The organism is Nonomuraea sp. NPDC050404 (assembly GCF_040655495.1).
Classification (GTDB): Bacteria; Actinomycetota; Actinomycetes; order Streptosporangiales; family Streptosporangiaceae; genus Nonomuraea.
The window spans coordinates 169,256-188,160 of sequence record NZ_JBFAKB010000015.1 but is presented as its reverse complement, the minus strand read 5'-3'; the positions used below and the strand labels follow the sequence as shown (position 1 = coordinate 188,160).

Genomic DNA, 18,905 nt, shown 5'->3' with positions numbered 1-18,905 from the left:
GCACCGGCTCACTGGGGGAGGTCGACGACCTCGTGCATGCGCAGCCAGCGGTTGAACCGGCCGGCCACCCGTACCACGGCGGTGCGTGGCAGCAGGCGTGCGGGCCAGGTCAGGGCCCGGTTCAAGGCCCGGCCCGGGTAGGAGACCGCGCGCCGCCTGGCGTAGTCGTCCAGCGTGTTCGCCGCGATTCTGGCCGGCGTGTCGGCGGCCCTGGGGTCGATCGTGGCCGTGGTGCCGTCGAAGAAGCCGGTCGCGATCGCGCCGGGGTGCGCGGCCATGACGTGGACGCCGGTGCCGCGCAGCTCCTCGGCCAGCGCCTCGGTGAAGGAGAGCACGAAAGCCTTGGTCGCGGCGTAGCTGGCCTGGTAGGGCATGGGCTGGAAGGCCGCGGTGGAGGAGACGTTGATGATGCCGCCGGTGCCGCGGGCGACCAGCTCGTTCCCGATCGCGTGGGTCAGCGCGAGCAGGCCACTGACGTTGAGCCCGACGGAGAGCAGCTGCGGCTCCAGGGGACGGCCGAGGAACGGTCCCGCGCTGCCCATGCCGGCGTTGTTGAGCAGCAGATCGACGGTCAGGCCACGATCGCGCAACTCCCGCAGGATCCGCTCAGGACCGTCCGGCGCGGCAAGATCCCCAACGATCACCTCGGCGTCCGGCGCGGCGAGGCGCTCGACGACCGCCCCGGCGTCCCGTCCGGCCGGGTCACCGGCGGCCGCATCGGCGGCCGGCCTGCCGTGGTGCTCGCGAATCTGGGCGGCGAGTTCGCGCAGGTCACCCTCCGAGCGGGCCAGCAGGATCACCCGCGCTCCCCTGCGCGCCAGCTCCAGCGCGTACGCCCGCCCCAGCCCTTTGGACGCGCCGGTGACGAGCGCGGTGATACCTCGGAAGTCGTCTCTCACAAGATCCTCCTTTGTTTCGAGTCTCGAAGCATTGAAGCTAGCACGATCCTTCGAGTCTCGAAACGTCGATATAGTGGGCGCATGACCGCGCCCGAGCTGACCGCAGTGGTCGCCGCGACCCACGAGATCTGGATGCGGACCAACGACCTGATCATGCAGGCGCTGTCCGGCCACCAGCTGACACCGGCGACGTTCCAGGCGTTGTGGGCCATCGACCCGGACGAGCCGCCACCCTCGATGAAGGTGATGGCCGAACGCCTCTACTGCAACGCCCCCAACCTGACCTTCATCACCAACCAGCTCACCGACCGGGGCCTGGTGGAGCGCGCCGTGGACCCGGCCGACCGCCGCTCCCGCGTCCTGGTCCTGACCGACAAGGGCCGCCAGGTGCGCGACGAGCTGGTACGGACGACGCTGGAGAAGACCCCGCTGGCGGCACTGACCGACAGCGAGCTACGGCAGCTCATGGGCCTGCTGAATCGCGTCGTCCGCCCCGGCTGAGGGAAGTCCGACCCGGATGAGGGGGTCAGCGGTTCCGCTGTGCCACGCTCAGGTGCGGGTCCCGCCGGGCTCAGGTGCGGGTCCCGCCGGGCTCAGGTGCGGGTCCCGCCGAGCTCAGGTGCGGGGGCCCGCTGGGCCGGAGGAGTCGCGGAGTACCAGTTCGGTGGGCAGGCGGATCGCCTCGCCCGCGCGTTGTGACCGTGCGCCGAGCTGCTCGATCAGCAGCTCCACCGCGAGCCGGCCGGCGTGCGACCCCGGCCCGGCCAGGGTGCTCAGCGAGGGATGCACGAAGTCGGCGGCGAAGATGTCGTCGAACCCGATCACGCTGACGTCGTCAGGAACCCGGACACCGCGCTGGGCCAGGCGCCGGATGATGCCGATCGCCAGGAGGTCGTTGTGCGCGACGACCGCCGTCACCCCGGTGCGCAGCGCTCCGTCGGCGGCGGCCCCGCCGCTGGAGACGTGCGGGACGTACGGACCGATCCGGTGCGCCGTCAGACCGCGCGCCTCGGCCCCGGAGCTCAGCGCCGCCCAGCGCGCCGCGCCCATCCAGGAACCGGGCGGCCCGGCGCAGTAGGCGAAGCCCTGGTGCCCGAGCGAGGCCAGGTGTTCCAGGATCTGGTGGCAACCGGCGACGGTGTCGAACGTCACGCTGGTCAAGCCGGGCAGCTCCCGGTTGAACAGGACGATCCGGTGCAGCCTGGCGAGGTCGCGCAGGACGTCGTCGTCGAGCCGGCTGGAGGCCAGCACGAACCCGTCCACGCCGGCGGCCAGATCGCGGATCTGGTTCTCCTCGATGCGCCGGGACTCCTCGGCGTTGACGATCACCAGGGTGACGTCGGACGCCTTCGCACGCTGCTCAGCGCCGCGGATCAGCTCGAAGAAGTGCGGATTGGTGATGTCGGAGAGCACCAGGGCGACGGTGCGGTGACGCAGGCCGGGAAGGGCGCGGTTCTGCGGCCGGTGCCGGTAGCCGAGCCGTGCGGCGGCGGCGACTATCCGCTGCCGCGTCGCCTCGTTGACCCGGCCGGGCTTGTTGAACGCCCTGGAGACCGTCGAGGCGGCCACGCCGGCGGCCTGCGCGACGTCGAAGATGGTGGGCCCCACGAACGCATCTAGCCACGAAAATGGAAATTTTGGCAACACCTTGCAGAAGTTGTCGCGCCTACTTACTTTGCGATCATGCCGGCCCACACGATGACGTGTCGGACCAGACGATCGAGGGGTGTCGCAGCCCGGGCAAAGAGGTCGAGATGTGCAGCACGACGAGCGCAAAATCGCGAGGTCGGGCCAGACGGTGGTTATCGGCCGTGACGACCGGCACCCTGCTGGCCGCGTTACTGGCGGCGACGGGTGTGACGCCCGCGCAGGCGGCGCCGGCCGGCTTCACCATCTTCAACGGTCGCACGACCGCGCCGATCCTGATCGACCCGTCCTACGGCGGCGATCACGGCGGCCGGGACTACACGCAGGTCCGCCGCGCGGTCCAGGACCTGCGCCAGGATGTGGCCATGGTGACCGGGGCGATCGACCCCGGTGAGGTGCAGAGCCTGTTCGCCGACGACGAGGCGGCCAAGCAGGCGCGGCTGGCGGAGGCCGACCAGCGCAGGCTGCCTGCCCTGCTGACCGAGGCCGCGGGCCAGAAGAGCGCGATCATCGTCGGCCAGCTCGGCCGGAGCCGGCTGATCGACGGGATCGTCGCGGCCGGCAAGTTCGACGAGGCCGCCGGGATCAAGGGCAAGTGGGAGGCGTACGCCACCAAGACCGTCAGGAACCCGCTCCCGGGGGTCGGCAGCGCGCTGGTGATCGCGGGCAGCGACGCCCGCGGGACGATCTACGGGCTCTACTCGATCTCCGAGGAGATCGGCGTCTCGCCGTGGTACTGGTACAGCGACGTGCCGGTCAGGCGGCGCGACGCCATCGAGGTCGACGGCAGGGCGCGGGTGGACGACGGGCCGGACGTCAAGTACCGCGGGATCTTCGTCAACGACGAGGAACGCACCGTCGCGTGGGCGAAGAAGAAGTTCCCCACCGGCGACGGCACGCCCGACGTCAACTACTACCGGCACGTCTTCGAGCTGATGTTGCGGCTCAGGCTGAACACGGTGTGGCCGGCCATGCACCTGGCCTCGACGGCCTTCAACGCGGTCACCGACACCGGCAAGTACGACAACGGGACGCCGATCAACGCCCGCGAGGCGGCGGCGTACGGCGTGGTGGCCTCCTCCTCGCACGCGGAGCTGATGCTGCGCAACAACGAGGGTGAGTGGCGGCAGTGGTACGCCCGCAACAAGGACGCGCTCGACATCAAGGGCCCGGACGCCGTGGCGGCCTTCAACTACTCGATCAACAAGCCCGCGATCCTGGAGTACTGGCGTCAGCGGGTGGCGGCCAACGCCGAGTTCGAGAACATCCTCGCGCTGGGCATCCGCGGTGTGCACGACAGCGATCCGGTGTTCACGCCCGGCAACCCGTACGGGTTCAAGGACAAGGTGGACATGCTGGCCGACGTGATCCGCGAGCAGCGCAAGCTGATCGCGGCGATCCACGGCAGCCCCGACGCGGTGCCGCAGGTGTTCATCCCGTACAAGGAGATGAACGATCTCTACAACGCGGGGCTGAAGGACCACATCCCCGCCGACGTGAACCTCATGTGGGCCGAGGACAACCAGGGCTATCTACGCCAGATGCCCACGCGGGCCGAGGCCGCCCGGTCCGGCGGGAACGGCGTCTACTACCACATCTCCTACTGGGGTGAGCCGAAGAGCTACCTCTGGCTGAACTCGACGCCGATGTCCCTGATGGTGCAGCAGCTGCGGCGAGCGTGGAACTCGGGCGCGGGGCGCTACTGGGTCCTCAACGTCGGGGACATCAAGCCCGGTGAGATCAAGCTCGACCTGTTCGCCAAGCTCGCGTGGGACGTCAAGGGCCACGACGACACCAACATCGGCAGTAAGTTCCTCACCGGGCACCTGCAGCGCGACTTCCGGCTGAAGGGCCGCGACGCCGCCGTGGTCACCGACGCGCTGCGGAGGTTCGACGTGCTGGAGAACACCAAGCGCGCCGAGTTCTGGGGCGAGATCAACTCCTCCAACGCGAACTCGGGAAGGATCCACAACGGCCAGGTCTTCCCGTTCAGCGCCACCTCGCACGGGGATGAGCTGCAGCGCTACATCAACGAGGCCAACGAGCTGGTGAAGACGCTCAAGGGCGTCTCCGCCAGGCTCGACCCGCGCTACCGCGCCGCCTTCCACCAGCAGGTGCTGCACCGGGTGCAGTCCTACCGCAACATGGCCGAGCAGATCGGCTACTACTGGAAGAACCGGTTCGCCGCCGCCCAGGGCCGCTACGCCGGCGCGGGCAGCTACGAACTGCTCTCGAAGCAGGCCCGGGAGCGCATCTTCACCGACGAGGAGCACTGGAACACGATCAGCGGCGGCAAGTGGGACGACGCCATCGGCCACAGCCATCCGGAAGGCTTCCCGAACGAGGGCGCCGTCATGCTCACCAACGACCGGTATGCCCGGGTCGCCACCCCGGCCGACTCGGTGGGCGCCGCAGCGGAGGGGAGCAAGGAGCCCGGCGGCGGCACGCTGACGTTCAACTCTGCGGCGGCGTCCGACCAGCGGTTCTTCGACGTGTTCTCGCGGGCCGACGTGGCCGACCCGCAGGAGTGGGTCGCCGAGGCGGACGCCCGGTGGATCACCCTGTCCCGGCGCTCGGGCACGACCGCGACCGAACAGCGGGTCACGGTGACGGTCGCCGGGAACCATCCGGCCGCGACCGGGACGATCCGGGTCTACAACGCCGTGGACGGCGCCAAGACCGGCGACCCGGTAGCGACGTTCACGGTGGACGCGCAGCGGGCGGCCGTGGACCTGCGCCGCGTCGCCGAGCCCTCCCACCTGGAGGCGGGCGGCTACGTGGCCCTGGAGGCCGAGCACTTCGCCGAGAACGTGCCCGGCGCCGACGGGAGCCGGTGGGCCCCTCTTGAGGGCGTGGGCCAGCGCGGGGCGTCGATGGGCGGCTTCCCGGAGATCGCGCGCCGGGTCGACTCCGGCTTCGACACGACCGCCCGCCTGAAGTACCGGGTCCACTTCACCTCCACGGGGAAGTTCACCGGCACCTTCTACCGGATTCCGACGCTGAACGAAGGCACCGAGGACGACGGCACGCCGCGTACCGCGCGCACGGCGATCGGGCTCGACGGCCAGGCCCCCAGCCTGCTGCGCGGCAACTCGGTCGCGGGCACGAGCACCAGCCCCTGGGGATTCAACGTCATGCACGGCATCGAACCCCTGAGCTTCACCGTCGAGGTGACCGAGCCGGGCTGGCACGACCTCGTGGTCTACCGCTCGGACGCGGCGATCCTCTTCGACCGGATCATCATCGAGACGCGCGCCGGCGCGGCCGGCGACGGCCTCGTGGGCCCGCCCGAGAGCCCGAACAACATCGCCGCACCCCAGCGGGCCACCGTGGCGCCTCTCCCCGAGACGATGCCGGAGCTGCGCAGGTTGCCCGCGATCCGGACGTCGGTGGGCGAGACGACCACGGTCGAAGGCGTACGGGAGGTCACGGCCGCGGAGTCCGACAACCGGACCGCCGCGTCGGTCGCGGTGCGGGACGGCCAGGTGAGCGTCACCGGGCACCGGGCCGGGAAGGCCGAGCTCTCCATCACCGCCGGCGGCGAGGTCTGGGTGGCGCCCGTCACGGTGGGCCGCGCAGAGGGGGCTCCGGTCGGCCCCTACCAGGAGCGGGACGGTTCCGCCGTCATCGACGCGGCCGACGCGCTGGAGAAGAGCGCTTCCGCGAACGCGGCCGAGAGCAACAACGGCACGCACGGCTGGGCGCTGGCCCGAAACGGCCTCCAGGTCGTCCCGCCGGCCGACGCCAGTGCGAAGGCGCAGTGGCTGGCGACCACGGCGGCGGAGGCCGAGGCGCTGTTCAAGGCCGGCCCGACGCAGAAGGTCAACGGGAGCACCGCGGCGGGCGCACCACCGCGGCTCGACTTCACCGTGAACGTCCGGACGGGCGGCACGTACTACCTGTTCGTCAACTCGAGCAACCCCAACCCCGACGCCGACTCCTATCACGTGCTGGTGGACGGGCAGTGGCGGTACCAGTCGAGCAAGTCCGGGCCGGAGACCGGGACCGAGACCTGGTACGGCAGCACGAGCGTCCCCGCCGCCGCGCTGGCGCTCCAGCCGGGCGAGCACAAGATCTCGCTGGCGCCTCGCGAGGCCGGGCTGGTGCTCAACCAGATCGCCCTCACCACGGACAACACGCCCGGCTTCACCGGCTTCCAGACCCCGAGCGAACGGAGTGCCACCACGTCATGAGCCCTTGATCTTCGGCGGGTTGAATGGCGGTCATGGATCACCTATCGGTCTTGCCGGTCGGCACCCTCTTCGGGGTGCCCGCCGGCCACGATCTGTCCGCCGGCAAGCTCGCGGTGCTGGGAGTGCCGTTCGACATGGGGTACCACCCCACCCGCATCGGCGCGCGGTCCGGCCCCGCGCACGTGCGGGCGCACTCGGCGCTCGTCGCCGAGCACCTCGACGGGTTCGGGGTGGACCTGCTGGAGAAACTCGGCGCGGTCGACCTGGGCGACGTCGAGGTACGGCCGGGAGACGTCGGCGAGAGCTTCCCGGCCATCCAGGCCGCGCTCTCCCGCGTCCTCGCGGCGGGCGCGGTGCCGCTCACCCTCGGCGGCGACGGGGCGGTCACCCTCCCTCAGTTGCGCGCGCTGAAGAGTCACCGTGACGGCTTCGCCGTCCTGCACTTCGACGCGCACACCGATGCCTACGAGGGCATTTACCCCTACGAGTACAACAACGCCAACACCTTCGTGCACGCCGTCACCGAGGGCCTGATCGATCCCGCGAGATCCCTGCACGTGGGGATGCGCGACACGGACTATCAGGGTCATCCGGGCGTCGTGGGTGTGGCCCGCGACCTCGGCTACGAGGTCATCACGATGAACGAGTTCACGGCCATGGGCGTGCCCGCGCTCGTCGGGCACATCCGGGACCGGTTCGCCGGCGTGCCCATCTACCTGTGCTGGGACATGGACGTCTTCGACCCTTCCGCGGCGCCCGGCGTGGTCACGCCGTCCTGGGGCGGGATCTCGGTCCGTGAGGGGCTGGCCATCCTGCGCGGGATGCGCGGGCTCGACTTCGCCGCCTTCGACATCAACACCGTCAGCCCTCCACATGATCACGCCGGTCTGACCGGCAGCCTCGCGGCCCAGGTCGCGATGGAATGCGTGTTCCTCCGCCACGAATCCGGCCAGTAGCACTCGGGGCGCGCGGATGCGACCGTCCGCGCGCCCTCCCCGATTCGCTTAACCGAGTTATCTCTGAGCATGGCAGAGTTAACCAGTTGATTTCCAGGCATTGACACGGTTCGGATGGGCGATCTAAGGTGCGCTCACTTATCCGGTAAAGCAACCGTTCAAGGTGCCGCCATGCCATCCCCCCGATGGGCGAGTCTTGCCGCAGCCTTCCTGGTTCTCTCCTTGGCCCCGCTCGCCGGCACGCTCACCATCGACGACGTCGCCGCCTACCCCGCCGCATGACCCTCACGGAGAAAGGAACGCCTTCCATGCGCACCCCCCAGCGCCTCGCGTCGGCCGCCGTACTGGCGCTCATCTGCGTCGCGGCCCTCATCTCGCCCGCCCACGCCTTCCCCGCCGCCTCCCGGGCCGACCTGATCAACTTCCTGGCCAGGATCTCCGGCACCTCCACCCTGTCCGGCCAGCACAACCGCGAGCCCAACAGCGACCCCACCCGCTACACCCGCGTCGCCCAGGGCATCACCGGCCAGACGCCGGGCTTGTGGGGCGGCGACTTCCTGTTCGCCTCCGCCGACGTCGCGAGCCGCCAGACCATGGTCAACGAGGCCATCCGGCAGTGGCAGGGCGGCTCGGTCGTCTCGCTGACCTGGCACATGTGCCCGCCCACCACCGGCCCCACCTGCGGCTGGAACTCCAGTGGCGTGCTCGGCCACCTGTCCGACACCCAGTGGAGCCAGCTCGTCACCAACGGCACCGCCCTGAACAACGCCTACAAGAACCGGCTCGCCGAAGCCCTGCCCTACCTGCGCCAGCTCCAGAACGCCGGCGTGCCGGTGTTGTGGCGGCCGATCCACGAGATGAACGACGGCTGGTCCTGGTGGGGCGGCCGGCCGGGCGCGAACGGCAGCAGGAGGCTCTACCAGATCACCTACGACTACTTCACGGCCCAGGGCCTGAACAACCTCGTCTGGGTGTGGAACGTCAAGGACGTCAACATGGGCTCCATCGGCCAGTACTGGCCCGGCGGCTCGTACGCGGACGTGGCCTCCCTGGACGTGTGGGTGAAGATGGAGCCGTCCTCCTCCGACTACCAGGCGATGCTCAACGTGGCCGGCGGCAAGCCGATCGCGCTGGCCGAGGTGGGCCGCGTGGCCAGCCCCGCCCTGCTCAACGCCCAGCCGCGGTGGACCTGGTTCATGGTGTGGGCCGAGTGGCTGACCAACCCCTCGTACAACAACAACGCCAGTGTGCAGGCCAGTTACTTCGGGCCGCGCGTGCTCAACAGGGGCGAGTTCACCATCACCGGCGGCGGCTCCGGCTCCCCGGCGGGGAAGATCAGGGGCATCGGCGGCAAGTGCGTGGACGTCGCCGCCGCCAACCCGGCCAACGGCACGCAGGTGCAGCTGTACACGTGCGACGCCGGCGGCACCGCGCAGTCCTGGACGGCCGGCGCCGACGGCACGCTGCGCGCCCTCGGCAAGTGCCTGGACGTGCGCGACGGCGTGAACGCCGACGGCACCAGGACGCAGATCTGGGACTGCGCGGCCGGCAGCCCCAACCAGCGGTGGACCTACGACGCCGCCACCCAGCGCCTGGTCAACCCGGCCACCGGCAGGTGCCTGGACGCCACCGGGCAGAGCTCGGCCGACGGCACGCCGCTGCAGATCTGGACCTGCACCACCAACGCCAACCAGAAGTGGACCCTGCCTGCATGAGCGAGCGGTCAGGTCGGGCCGGGCAGCGCTTTGTCGTGCAGCCAGGCCGACAGCAGCGGCCCGACCTGCCGCGGGGTGTGCCGCTGGACGTGCCCGGCGAACTCCCTGGTGGTGACGGTCCCGTGCCGGTGCTCGGCGGTCCAGGCGCGCAGCGCGGCGAAGAACGCCTCGTCGCCCATGGCGCCGCGCAGCGCGTGCAGGGTCATCGCGCCGCGCTTGTAGACACGGTCGTCGAACAACTTCGACGCGCCCGGGTCGGCCAGCACGAAGTCCTGCGGGAGCTGGGCGAGGCGCTGCCGCCACCGCTGGGCGTGGTCGCCGGCGGACGGGCCGCCCGACGCCTCGGACCAGAGCCACTCGGCGTAGGCCGCGAAGCCCTCCTGCAACCAGATGTCGCTCCAGCAGGCCACGGTGAGGCTGTTGCCGAACCACTGGTGCGCCAGCTCGTGCGCGACCAGCCGCTCGGAGCCGCGTCCGCCGTTGACGTGGTTCCTGCCGAAGATCGACATGCCCTGGGCCTCCACCGGGATCTCCAGGTCGTCGTCGGCCACCACGACGGTGTAGCCGGCGAACGGGTAGGGCCCGAACAGGTCGCCGAACAGCGCCATCATCTGGTCCTGCCGGGCGAAGTCGTAGCGCACGCGGGTGGCCAGCCGCGCCGGGTGGGCCAGCCGGGCGCCGCCGTACTCGGAGATCTGGTAGCGCCCGATCTGCACGCTGGCCAGGTAGCTGGCCGTGGGCTCGGCCTGGTCGTAGATCCACGTGGTGCTCCCGGCGCCGCGCCGCCTGGCCACCAGCACGCCGTTGGCGATCACCTGGTACGGCGACGCCGTCGTCACAGAGATCCGGTACGACGCCTTGTCCCCCGGCCGGTCGTTGCACGGGAACCAGGACGGCGCGCCGATCGGCTGGCCGGCGACGAGCGCGCCGTCGCTCAGCTCCTCCCAGCCCAGCCCGCCCCAGGGGCTCGCCACCGCGACGGGCTTGCCCGAGTAACGCACCTCCACGACGGCCTGCTCCCCCGCCGGCAGCGCCCTGGGCAGGGTCACGCGCAGCTTGCCCTGGCCGTGCACGTACCGGGCGAAGGAGCCGTCCACCGTGACGCCGGAGACCCGCAGCTTGCCGAAGTCCAGGTCCAGCACGCTGAGGGTCTGGGCGGCCGACACGGTCAGCCGGGCGGTGCCGTCGAGCCGGTTGGCCGGCACCCGGTAGGCCAGCCGGAGGTCGTAGTGCGTGACGCCGTAGCGGTGGTCGCCGTGCCCGGGGAAGTACGGCGTCATCGCCACGCCGAGATGGGATTGCCGAACCAGCGGGTGCGGCCCGGCACGTTCTCGCCCCGCATGACCAGGGAGGCCGGGCCGATCGTGGTGTCGGTGCCCACCCGCGCCGCGGGCAGCACCACGCCGTGCGGGCCCAGCGTCGCACCGGCCTCCAGTGTCACCGTGTCCATGCTCATGACCCGGTCGTGGAAGAGGTGTGTCTGCAGGACGCAACCCCGGTTGACGCACGCGCCGTCGCCCAGGGTCACCAGGTCCGCCTCGGGCAGCCAGTACGTGTCACACGTGACCCCATGCCCAATGCGTGCCCCGAGCGAGCGCAGCCACACGTTCAGCGGCGCGGTTCCCAGCCACGGCTGCGCGAACCAGGGCGCCGCCAGCACCTCGACGAAGTTGTCCGCCAGCTCGTTGCGCCACACGAACGAGCTCCACAGCGGCTGGTTGCCGACCCTGATCCGGCCGACCAGCAGCCACTTGGCGGCCGTTGCCACCGCCGCCGCGAGCACGCCCGCGGCCATCATGACCAGGCCGCTCAGCGCGATCGCCGGGGCGGGGCCGTACCGGGCGGCCAGGGCCGCGAACGCGGCGGCGGCCAGGACGGCGAGCGCGAGCGCGAGCATGGCGGGCACCACGCGGAACGCCTCGACGACGGCCCGTGCCGCCCGGTACCGCGCGGGCGGGTCGTAGGTGCGGTTCCTGTCGCCCTCCTCCGCGGTACGGCGCAGCTTCATGGGCGGCATGCCGACGTAGGACGAGCCCGACTTGGCCTTCTTCGGCGTCGCCGACAACACGCCGACGAGGCCGTCCTTGGGCACCTTGCGTCCCGGGGCGGTCATTCCCGAGTTGCCGAGGAAGGCCCGCTTGCCGATCCGCGCCGTGGCGATGCGCATCCAGCCGCCGTCGAGCTCGTACGGGGCGACCATCGTGTCGTCGGCCAGGAAGGCGCCGTCGCCGACGGAGGTCATCGTGGGCAGCGCGAGCACCGTGGACAGCTCCACGCCCCTGCCCACCTTCATGCCGAGCGCCCGCAGCCACGCGGGGGTCAGCACGCTGGCGTACAGGGGGAACAACCAGACGCGGGCCGAGGCCATCAGCCGGCCGGTCGCCCACGCCTGCCACGCCTGGCGGCTGTGCACCGCGTGTTGCCCGGCGTGCAGGCCCAGGCCGAGCAGCCGCACGCTGACCAGCGTGAGCAGGGCGAAGGCGGCCATGCCGGCGACGGTCGCGGCCGGCACGCCGGCCAGGGCGGCGACGAGCGCGTCGCCGAGCGTGCGGGTGTCGCGGGCGAACCAGGTCAGGACCGCGAGCGCGGCCCCAGCGGCGGCGACGGGGAGCAGGCTGAGCGCGAAGGCGGTCACGCCGTACAGCGCCGTCCAGAGGCCGGAGCGGGCGGCCCGCTCCCCCGGCTTGCGCGACTTGCCCTGACGGTAGGCCGGCACGCCGGCCCACAACTCGCCCGACGGCACCGTGCCGACGACCGCCGACCCGGGGGCGACCTGGGAGTTCTTCCCGATCTTCGTGCCCGGCAGCAGTGTCGAACGGGAGCCGACGGTGGCGCCCGCGCCGATGCGGATCTCGCCGATGTGCAGCACGTCGCCGTCGTACCAGTGGCCGCTGAGGTCCACCTCCTGCTCGACCGACGCGCCCCTGCCCACCTTGAGCAGGCCCGTGACGGGCGGCGGCGAGTGCAGGTCGGCGTCGGCGCCCACCTGTGCGCCGAGCAGCCGGGCGTACCAGGTCATCCAGGGCGCGCTGGCCAGGTCGGGGACGCCGAGCCTGGCCGCGAACTGCTCGGCGAACCACAACCTCAGATGTACGCCGCCGCCGCGCGGATGGCCGCCTGGCCGTACGCCGCGCAGCGACAGCCGGGCGACGGCCGCCGAAAGGCCCATCCTGCCCATGGGGGTGACGAACGCCAGCGCGCCCAGCGCCACCCACCACCAGGACACTGCCGGGGCCCACGGCGGCGCGAGCACGTTGCCGAGCGCGGCCAGGGGCACGATCCAGCGCATGGCGCCGACGGTGAGCAGCGGAATCATGAGTAACGCCTGGAGCAGCGCGGCCCGCCGTGGCATGGGTGTCACGGGTGGCCGGGTGGCCTCGGGCTCGCCCCTGTCGGTCAGGAGCCGGGCGAGGCCGGCCAGGGTCGGGTTCGCGTACACGTCGCCCACGGCCACGTCCGGGTAGTCGGGGCGCAGCACGGACACCAGCCTGGCCGCGGCGAGGCTGGTGCCTCCGCCGGCGAAGAAGTCCGCGTCGGGTCCTGCCGGGGCCTCGCCCAGGATGGCGGTCCACCGCCCGGCCAGCAGTTCCTCGGCCGGGCTCAGCTCGGCCGCGGGCTCGGTGGCGGCGGCGAGCGGCCAGGGCAGCGCGTCGCGGTCGATCTTGCCGGAGGTCCTGGTCGGGAGCGCCTCGATCGGCGCCAGGCGGGGCACCAGGGCGGCGGGCAGCGAGTCGGCGAGCAGTTCGCGCGCGATCGCGGCGTCGAAGTCGGGGCCGGTGACGACGTACCCGACGAGGACCTGGTGGCCGCCGCCCGCGGTGCGCACGGCGGCGGCTGCCCCGGTGACGCCGGGCAGCGCCTGCAGCGCGGCGTCCACCTCGCCGAGCTCGATCCTTCGCCCGCCCAGTTTCACCTGGTCATCGGCCCTGCCGACGAACACGAGGCCCTCGGGGTCGGCGCGTACCAGGTCACCGCTGCGGTAGGCGCGCTCCCAGCCGAGCGACGGCAGCGGCGCGTACTTCTCGGCGTCCTTGGCCGGGTCGAGGTAGCGGGCCAGGCCCACGCCCCCGATGACCAGCTCGCCGATCTCCCCCATCGCCACCGGCTCGCCCGCCTCGCCGACCACCGCCAGGTCCCACCCGTCCAGGGGCAGCCCGATGCGGACGGGCTGACCGCCGATGAGCGGCGCGGCGGTGGCCACCACCGTCGCCTCGGTGGGCCCGTAGGTGTTCCACACCTCCCGCTCCGGTACGGCCAGCCGCTCGGCCAGCTCGGGCGGGCACGCCTCGCCGCCGAAGATCAGCAGCCGGATCCCGGCGAGGTGCTCCACCGGCCACAGCGCGGCCAGCGTCGGCACGGTCGAGACGACCGTGATGTCCCGCTCCGCCAGCCAGGGTCCGAGGTCCATGCCCGTACGCACGAGGGCTCTGGGCGCGGGCACCAGGCAGGCGCCGTGCCGCCAGGCCAGCCACATCTCCTCGCACGAGGCGTCGAAGGCCACCGACAGCCCGGCCAGCACCCGGTCGCCGGGGCCCAGCGGCCTGTCCCGCAGGAACAGCCCCGCCTCGGCGTCGGCGAACGCCGCCGCGGACCGGTGCGTCACCGCGACGCCCTTCGGCTTGCCGGTGGACCCGGAGGTGAAGATGATCCACGCGTCGTCGTCCGGCGTGGGCGGGCCGCCGTCGTTCATCGCGCCCTCGTGCACGATCACCTTGTCGGTGATGACCGCGTGCACCCCGGCCTCGGTGAAGACCAGCTCGGCCCGCTCGTCGGGGTCATCGACGTCCACCGGCACGTACGCCGCGCCGGCCGCGAGCACGCCGAGGATGGACAGGTACAACTCGGCCGTCCCCGACGCGACGCGGACGCCCACCCTGGCGCCGCGGCCGACCCCCGCCTCCGCGAGCTCCACGGCCATGCGGTCCACCTCGGCGCGCAGCTCGCGGTAGGTGAGGCACACGGTGCCGTCGTCCAGCGCGGGCGCGTCCGGGTGCAGGCGCGTGGTCTCGTCGAGGATGTCGAGCAAGGTACGCGGAGCCGGTGCCAGCACGCCGGCGGGATAGATCGCCGACGCGGCCCTGGGACGTACATCGACCGAGTCGCTACGCAAACGCTGCTCCCTGCAGTCAGGCGGTCGGTGCCCTTGGCAGGCATATGCCGCGGCACCCGAATCATCCGCCACCTTCGTGGCGTTCGCGCCACCCAAGACCCAACAGCTCCCCCGGGCGAGCCTATTCCGGCCGGCCGTTCCAAACCCGCTGTTTCTCATTGAAAGAGGCTCATTCGGGCCGGGAAGGGGCCTTGCCAGGGTTAACCCTCAAGGAAAATACGGATCTTGAACGGCCGGCGGAACCTGCCGGAGTATCGAGCGGCCCCCCATCAACCGGAGTCGCTCATGCGCAAGTTTTTCGGCCATCCGCTTACCCAGGCGTTTGCCCTGCTGATCGTGGTGCTGGCCATCTTCTTCGTCCTTCAGGCCGCCCTGGCCGCCGCCTTACAGATCGGCCCCGATGGCCTCACCCCTGCCCTGGGGTTGTTGCTGGGCCTGACGGGAGTGGTGGCGGCGCTCGTGACCGTTCCGCTGGCCCGGCGCATGGAGGGCGAATCGCTCGCCGGCCTCGGTTTCCCGGCCGGAAACGCCGTCCGCCACCTGCTGGCCGGCGTGGCGGTCGGCGCGGTCGTCCAGGCCGCGGTGTTCGGGATCATGGCCCTGGCGGGCTGGTACAGCGTCTCCGCGGTCACGGTGGACGTCGGTTCCCTCCTCACCATGACGGCGCTCGCCGTGTGCGTCGCCTTCTGGGAGGAGTGGGCCTTCCGCGGCCTGCTGCTGCGGCTGCCGGAGAAGGCGCTGGGCTCCTGGTGGGCGCTGGTGCTCAGCGCCGTGGTCTTCGGGCTCATCCACGCGCCCAACGCCAACGCCACCGCCCTGACCCTGGTCGGCATCACCGTGGCGGGCGGGCTCGTGCTCGGCGGCGGTTTTCTGCTGACCCGCTCGTTGTGGCTGCCCATCGGCATCCACACCGGCTGGAACCTGTTCCAGAACTCGGTGTTCGGGGCGGGCTCGACCGGTGCGGGCGCCATCAGCGAGACCCCGCTGCTGCGCGGGCACGTCAACGGCCCGCAACTGTGGACCGGCGGGCCCGGCGATCCGGAGTCCGGGCTCGTCCTCATCCTGGTCGCCACGATCGTGGGAACCGTCATGCTCGTCCTGGCCGCGCGGGCGGGCCGGATCCGGCCGCCGCGCGGGAAGGCGGCGGCTACGGTGTGACCGTGCAGGTGATGATCGCCGACGACTCCGCGCTGTTCCGCGAGGGCCTGGCCGCCCTTCTGGAACGCGCGGGGTTCACCGTCACCGGCCTGGCCGGCGACGGGCAGACGCTGGCACGGCTGGTACGGGCCCGCCCGCCCGAGGTGGTGGTCGTGGACATCCGCATGCCGCCCACCCACACGGTCGAGGGGCTGGAGCTGGCCGTCCGGCTGCGCAGGGAGCATCCGTCCGTCGCGGTACTGCTCCTGTCCAACCACGTGGAGACCCACCATGCGGGAGAGCTCTTCGGCGATTCCCCACACGGGACGGGCTACCTGCTGAAGGATCGCGTGGGGGCGCCGGACGAACTCACCGACGCGCTGCGCCGCGTGGCGGCCGGCCAGACCGTGCTCGATCCCACCGTGGTCGCGCGGCTGGTCTCCCGGCCGCGCGAACCCGGCCCGCTCGACCGGCTCAGCCCCCGCGAGCGGGAGGTGCTCACGCTCCTCGCGGAGGGCAGATCGAACCAGGGCATCGCGGACCTGCTCGGGCTCACTCACAAGACGGTCGAGGGGTACGTCCGCACCATCTTCGGCAGACTCGGCCTAACGGACACGGCCGCCGACAACCGGCGGGTCCTGGCCGTCCTGCGATACCTGCGCGGGTAACACGGCCCGCACGGTGGTTCCCACCCCGGGCGGGCTGTGCAGGAAGAACTCTCCTCCGCACGCCTCCACCCTGTCGGCCAGACCGCGCAGACCCCCTCCCGGCACGGCGCCCCCGCACCCGTCATCGACCACCTCCACGGTCAGCAGCCCCTTCTCCAGCACGGCCGTGATCCCCACGGTCGCCGGGCGGGCGTGCCTGCTCGCGTTGGCAAGCGCCTCGGCGGCCACGAAGTACGCGGTCCGCTCGACCTGCCGCCCCGGCCGTACGGGCAGATCCGTCCTCACCCGGACGGGCAGGGCGGCCCGCTCGGCCAGCGAGCCGAGCGCGGCGCCCAGCCCTGCCTCGGCCAGCACCGCCGGGAACGCGCCCCGCGCCAGCTCCCGCAACTCCTCCAGCGCCCGGCCCAGCTCGGCGACGGCCTGACCGAGGCGAGCCGGCTCGTCCCGCGCCAGCCCCAGCAGCAGCCGCACGTTGACCAGGCGCTGCTGGGCTCCGTCATGCAGGTCCCGCTCGATCCGGCGGCGCGCCTCGTCGCCCGCGTCGAGCAGCTCGGCCGTCCGGCGGGCCGCCTCCCTGCGGCCGAGCACGACCCGATAGGCCAGCGGCCAGCCGATGAACCCCAGTACGACCAGGCTGTCCACCAGCCCGCCGGTGAAGTAGACCGTCAGCCCGCCGGCCCGCGCCAGGCTCTCCGCCTCCAGCACCAGAATCAGCACCATGAGCACCAGCCCGCAGAACGCCACGGCGGTGTCGCGGTCCTGGCGCGGCAGCCGGGCCCAGCGCAGAACCACCACGGCCGACAGCGCGACCGCATATCCGGTGACGATCACTAACCCCGCGAGAGCCGGCCACAGCACCCTGCCGGGCGACTCCCCGTACACCATCCACATCAGGCCGGACAGCAGCGGCACCACGTAGCCGAGCGCGACCACCCCCCGGTGCACCGGCGTGTCCACCCGGCCGTGCGGGAACACGACCATCACATGCCCGAGCAGCCCGTGTTGCAGGGCCGCCGCCAGCGCGCCGAGCACGACGGCCACGGTCGTGCCCACGTAGCCGACCCCGGTGGCCAGCCACATCACCCCGCTCCAGGCCAGCAGCGATCCCGCCGGGCTGTCCGGCCACCGCACCCTCGCCCACAGCCCCGCCGCCACCGCGCCGGCTCCCGCCGCGTACCCCATGAACAGCAGCGGCACCTTCGTCACCACGAACTCCGCACCGATCATGGCCACCGTTCCCAGCGCGGCGAACCCGACCGCGAGCAAGGTGATCAGCCTGGGCACCCGACCATTGTGGGGCATGACTCGTCGGCCTTGAGCGGTCTTCTCAGAGAGCGGTGCGGAAGCCGCCGTTGCTGAAGAGGTGCTGGCCGTTGATCCACTGGCCCTGCGGGGAGCAGAGGAAGGCGACGAGGTTGGCCGGCTCCTCGGGTCCGGCGAGCCGTCCCGCGGGGGTCTGCCCGGTCCCGGCGGCGCGGACCTCGTCCGTCATCCAGCCCGTGTCGATGGGGCCGGGGTTGATGACGTTGGCGCGCACGCCGAGATGGGCGAACTCGTGGGCGGCGGCGAGGGTGATGCGATCCAGGGCGGCCTTGCTGGCGCCATAGGGGAGGTTGCCAACGACGTGGTCGCCGGTGAAGGCGATGATGCGGCCGGGGCCGGCGTCGCCGATGTTGGCGGTACGCCCGCCCGCACCGGTGACGAGGGCGACAGGTCGGGGGCTGGAAGGCGTCGTTTCCGGCATGAGACGGCATCATGGTCCACGCCGACTGCCGCCTCAACCGGATTTCGGGACGGGGGTCGGACGAGCCGCGATACCGGCTGGCATCATGCCTCTATGTTGCAAGTGTGTCCCAACGGGGCCCGCGACCCGGGTGCGTGCCGGGGCTTGCCGATCTTGCCGGTCTTGCCGGGCGAACTGGCCGCGGCGGTCAGGCAGGCCGTCGCCGCGGGTGCGTCGGACGTTCACCTGCACCCGAAGACCCCACAGGGCGCCGACACCCTGGACCCGGAGCACGTGGCCGCCGCCGTCACCGCGGTACGCGAGGCCGTCCCCGGCGTGCCGGTCGGGGTCACGACGGGCGCGTGGGCGATGCCGGATCCGCGCCGGCGCGCCGAGCTCATCCGTTCCTGGCCCGTGCTGCCCGACCACGCCTCGGTGAACTGGCACGAGGAGGGCGCGGAGGCGGTGGCCGAGGCTCTGCTTGAACGTGGTGTCGGGATCGAGGCCGGGATCTTCTCGGGAACGCCTGCGGCGGGCCGCTTCCTGGCCTCGCCGCTCGCGGACCGGGTGCTGCGGGTGCTGGCGGAGGTGACCGATCCCGACCCGCGTACGGCGCCGGCCACCGCGCGTGCGCTGCTGGCCGAACTCGGCGACGCGCTGCGGGCGCCGGTTCTGCTGCATGGCGAGGAGGCGGCGGCGTGGCCCGTGCTCGGCCTGGCCGCCGAGCTCGGTCTTGACGCGCGCATCGGCCTGGAGGACGTACTGGAACTGCCCGACGGAACACCGGCCACAACCAACGCCGAGCTGGTACGCGCAGCCTGGACCATGCTCAACGCGCCGTGACTGAGCCAGGCTCA

The 18,905-nt window shown here is 71.9% G+C and carries 13 protein-coding genes; 7 read left to right on the top strand and 6 right to left on the bottom strand.

Features of this window, described 5'->3' with window-relative positions; translation table 11 throughout:
• Nucleotides 1–8: 8 nt before the first annotated feature.
• Nucleotides 9–899, bottom strand: coding sequence for an SDR family NAD(P)-dependent oxidoreductase (locus AB0I81_RS36570; RefSeq protein ID WP_360666506.1), 891 nt, complete (start codon nucleotides 897–899; stop codon nucleotides 9–11).
• Between the two features lie 81 nt (nucleotides 900–980).
• Between AB0I81_RS36570 and AB0I81_RS36565 the strand changes: the two genes are divergently transcribed.
• Nucleotides 981–1,400, top strand: coding sequence for a MarR family winged helix-turn-helix transcriptional regulator (locus tag AB0I81_RS36565; RefSeq protein ID WP_360666503.1), 420 nt, complete (start codon nucleotides 981–983; stop codon nucleotides 1,398–1,400).
• A gap of 114 nt (nucleotides 1,401–1,514) precedes the next feature.
• On the opposite strand, the gene AB0I81_RS36560 is transcribed toward AB0I81_RS36565, so the two are convergent.
• Complete coding sequence (locus tag AB0I81_RS36560; protein ID WP_360666500.1) at nucleotides 1,515–2,507, bottom strand: LacI family DNA-binding transcriptional regulator; 993 nt, start codon at nucleotides 2,505–2,507, stop codon at nucleotides 1,515–1,517.
• Nucleotides 2,508–2,710: 203 nt separating this feature from the next.
• On the opposite strand from AB0I81_RS36560, the gene AB0I81_RS36555 reads away from it, so the two are divergent.
• From AB0I81_RS36555 to AB0I81_RS36545, 3 genes are all read left to right on the top strand, one after another.
• The gene (locus AB0I81_RS36555) at nucleotides 2,711–6,739 is read left to right on the top strand and encodes a glycosyl hydrolase 115 family protein (protein ID WP_360666497.1); all 4,029 of its coding nucleotides are present in this window, start codon (nucleotides 2,711–2,713) and stop codon (nucleotides 6,737–6,739) included.
• A 32-nt stretch (nucleotides 6,740–6,771) separates the two neighbouring features.
• A complete protein-coding gene (locus AB0I81_RS36550) occupies nucleotides 6,772–7,695 on the top strand; it encodes an arginase family protein (RefSeq protein WP_360666495.1) in 924 nt (307 codons plus the stop codon).
• A 308-nt stretch (nucleotides 7,696–8,003) separates the two neighbouring features.
• A complete protein-coding gene (locus AB0I81_RS36545) occupies nucleotides 8,004–9,410 on the top strand; it encodes a glycosyl hydrolase (RefSeq protein ID WP_360666492.1) in 1,407 nt (468 codons plus the stop codon).
• An 8-nt stretch (nucleotides 9,411–9,418) separates the two neighbouring features.
• Here AB0I81_RS36545 and AB0I81_RS36540 read toward each other — a convergent pair whose 3' ends face one another.
• Together AB0I81_RS36540 and AB0I81_RS36535 are read right to left on the bottom strand one after the other, a co-directional pair.
• Complete coding sequence (locus AB0I81_RS36540) at nucleotides 9,419–10,690, bottom strand: M1 family metallopeptidase (RefSeq protein ID WP_360666859.1); 1,272 nt, start codon at nucleotides 10,688–10,690, stop codon at nucleotides 9,419–9,421.
• Nucleotides 10,687–14,520 (bottom strand): Pls/PosA family non-ribosomal peptide synthetase, encoded by a 3,834-nt coding sequence (locus AB0I81_RS36535; RefSeq protein WP_360666490.1) that lies wholly within the window; start codon nucleotides 14,518–14,520, stop codon nucleotides 10,687–10,689. The genes AB0I81_RS36540 and AB0I81_RS36535 overlap by 4 nt, the downstream gene beginning before the upstream one ends.
• A 285-nt stretch (nucleotides 14,521–14,805) precedes the next feature.
• On the opposite strand from AB0I81_RS36535, the gene AB0I81_RS36530 reads away from it, so the two are divergent.
• Nucleotides 14,806–15,678 (top strand): type II CAAX endopeptidase family protein, encoded by an 873-nt coding sequence (locus tag AB0I81_RS36530; RefSeq protein WP_360666487.1) that lies wholly within the window; start codon nucleotides 14,806–14,808, stop codon nucleotides 15,676–15,678.
• Nucleotides 15,679–15,689: 11 nt separating this feature from the next.
• Entirely contained in the window at nucleotides 15,690–16,325 is a 636-nt protein-coding gene (locus tag AB0I81_RS36525) for a response regulator transcription factor (RefSeq protein WP_360666856.1), read from the top strand.
• On the opposite strand, the gene AB0I81_RS36520 is transcribed toward AB0I81_RS36525, so the two are convergent.
• Nucleotides 16,263–17,609, bottom strand: a complete 1,347-nt coding sequence (locus AB0I81_RS36520; RefSeq protein ID WP_360666484.1) for a histidine kinase — start codon at nucleotides 17,607–17,609, stop codon at nucleotides 16,263–16,265. The genes AB0I81_RS36525 and AB0I81_RS36520 overlap by 63 nt on opposite strands.
• A gap of 43 nt (nucleotides 17,610–17,652) precedes the next feature.
• Complete coding sequence (locus tag AB0I81_RS36515) at nucleotides 17,653–18,069, bottom strand: SDR family oxidoreductase (protein WP_360666481.1); 417 nt, start codon at nucleotides 18,067–18,069, stop codon at nucleotides 17,653–17,655.
• A gap of 93 nt (nucleotides 18,070–18,162) precedes the next feature.
• Between AB0I81_RS36515 and AB0I81_RS36510 the strand changes: the two genes are divergently transcribed.
• Nucleotides 18,163–18,891 carry a 3-keto-5-aminohexanoate cleavage protein gene (locus AB0I81_RS36510; RefSeq protein WP_360666478.1) on the top strand — a complete coding sequence of 243 codons (729 nt, stop codon included), beginning with the start codon at nucleotides 18,163–18,165 and terminating at the stop codon, nucleotides 18,889–18,891.
• Nucleotides 18,892–18,905: the final 14 nt, after the last annotated feature.

Excerpts from the sequence above, each read along its gene's own strand:
- AB0I81_RS36530 (WP_360666487.1), top strand. The coding sequence starts at position 14,806 with ATGCGCAAGTTTTTCGGCCATCCGCTTACCCAGGCGTTTGCCCTGCTG.
- AB0I81_RS36525 (WP_360666856.1), top strand. The coding sequence starts at position 15,690 with ATGATCGCCGACGACTCCGCGCTGTTCCGCGAGGGCCTGGCCGCCCTT.
- AB0I81_RS36540 (WP_360666859.1), bottom strand. The coding sequence starts at position 10,690 with ATGACGCCGTACTTCCCCGGGCACGGCGACCACCGCTACGGCGTCACG.
- AB0I81_RS36510 (WP_360666478.1), top strand. The coding sequence starts at position 18,163 with ATGTTGCAAGTGTGTCCCAACGGGGCCCGCGACCCGGGTGCGTGCCGG.
- AB0I81_RS36565 (WP_360666503.1), top strand. The coding sequence starts at position 981 with ATGACCGCGCCCGAGCTGACCGCAGTGGTCGCCGCGACCCACGAGATC.
- AB0I81_RS36515 (WP_360666481.1), bottom strand. The coding sequence starts at position 18,069 with ATGCCGGAAACGACGCCTTCCAGCCCCCGACCTGTCGCCCTCGTCACC.
- AB0I81_RS36550 (WP_360666495.1), top strand. The coding sequence starts at position 6,772 with ATGGATCACCTATCGGTCTTGCCGGTCGGCACCCTCTTCGGGGTGCCC.
- AB0I81_RS36545 (WP_360666492.1), top strand. The coding sequence starts at position 8,004 with ATGCGCACCCCCCAGCGCCTCGCGTCGGCCGCCGTACTGGCGCTCATC.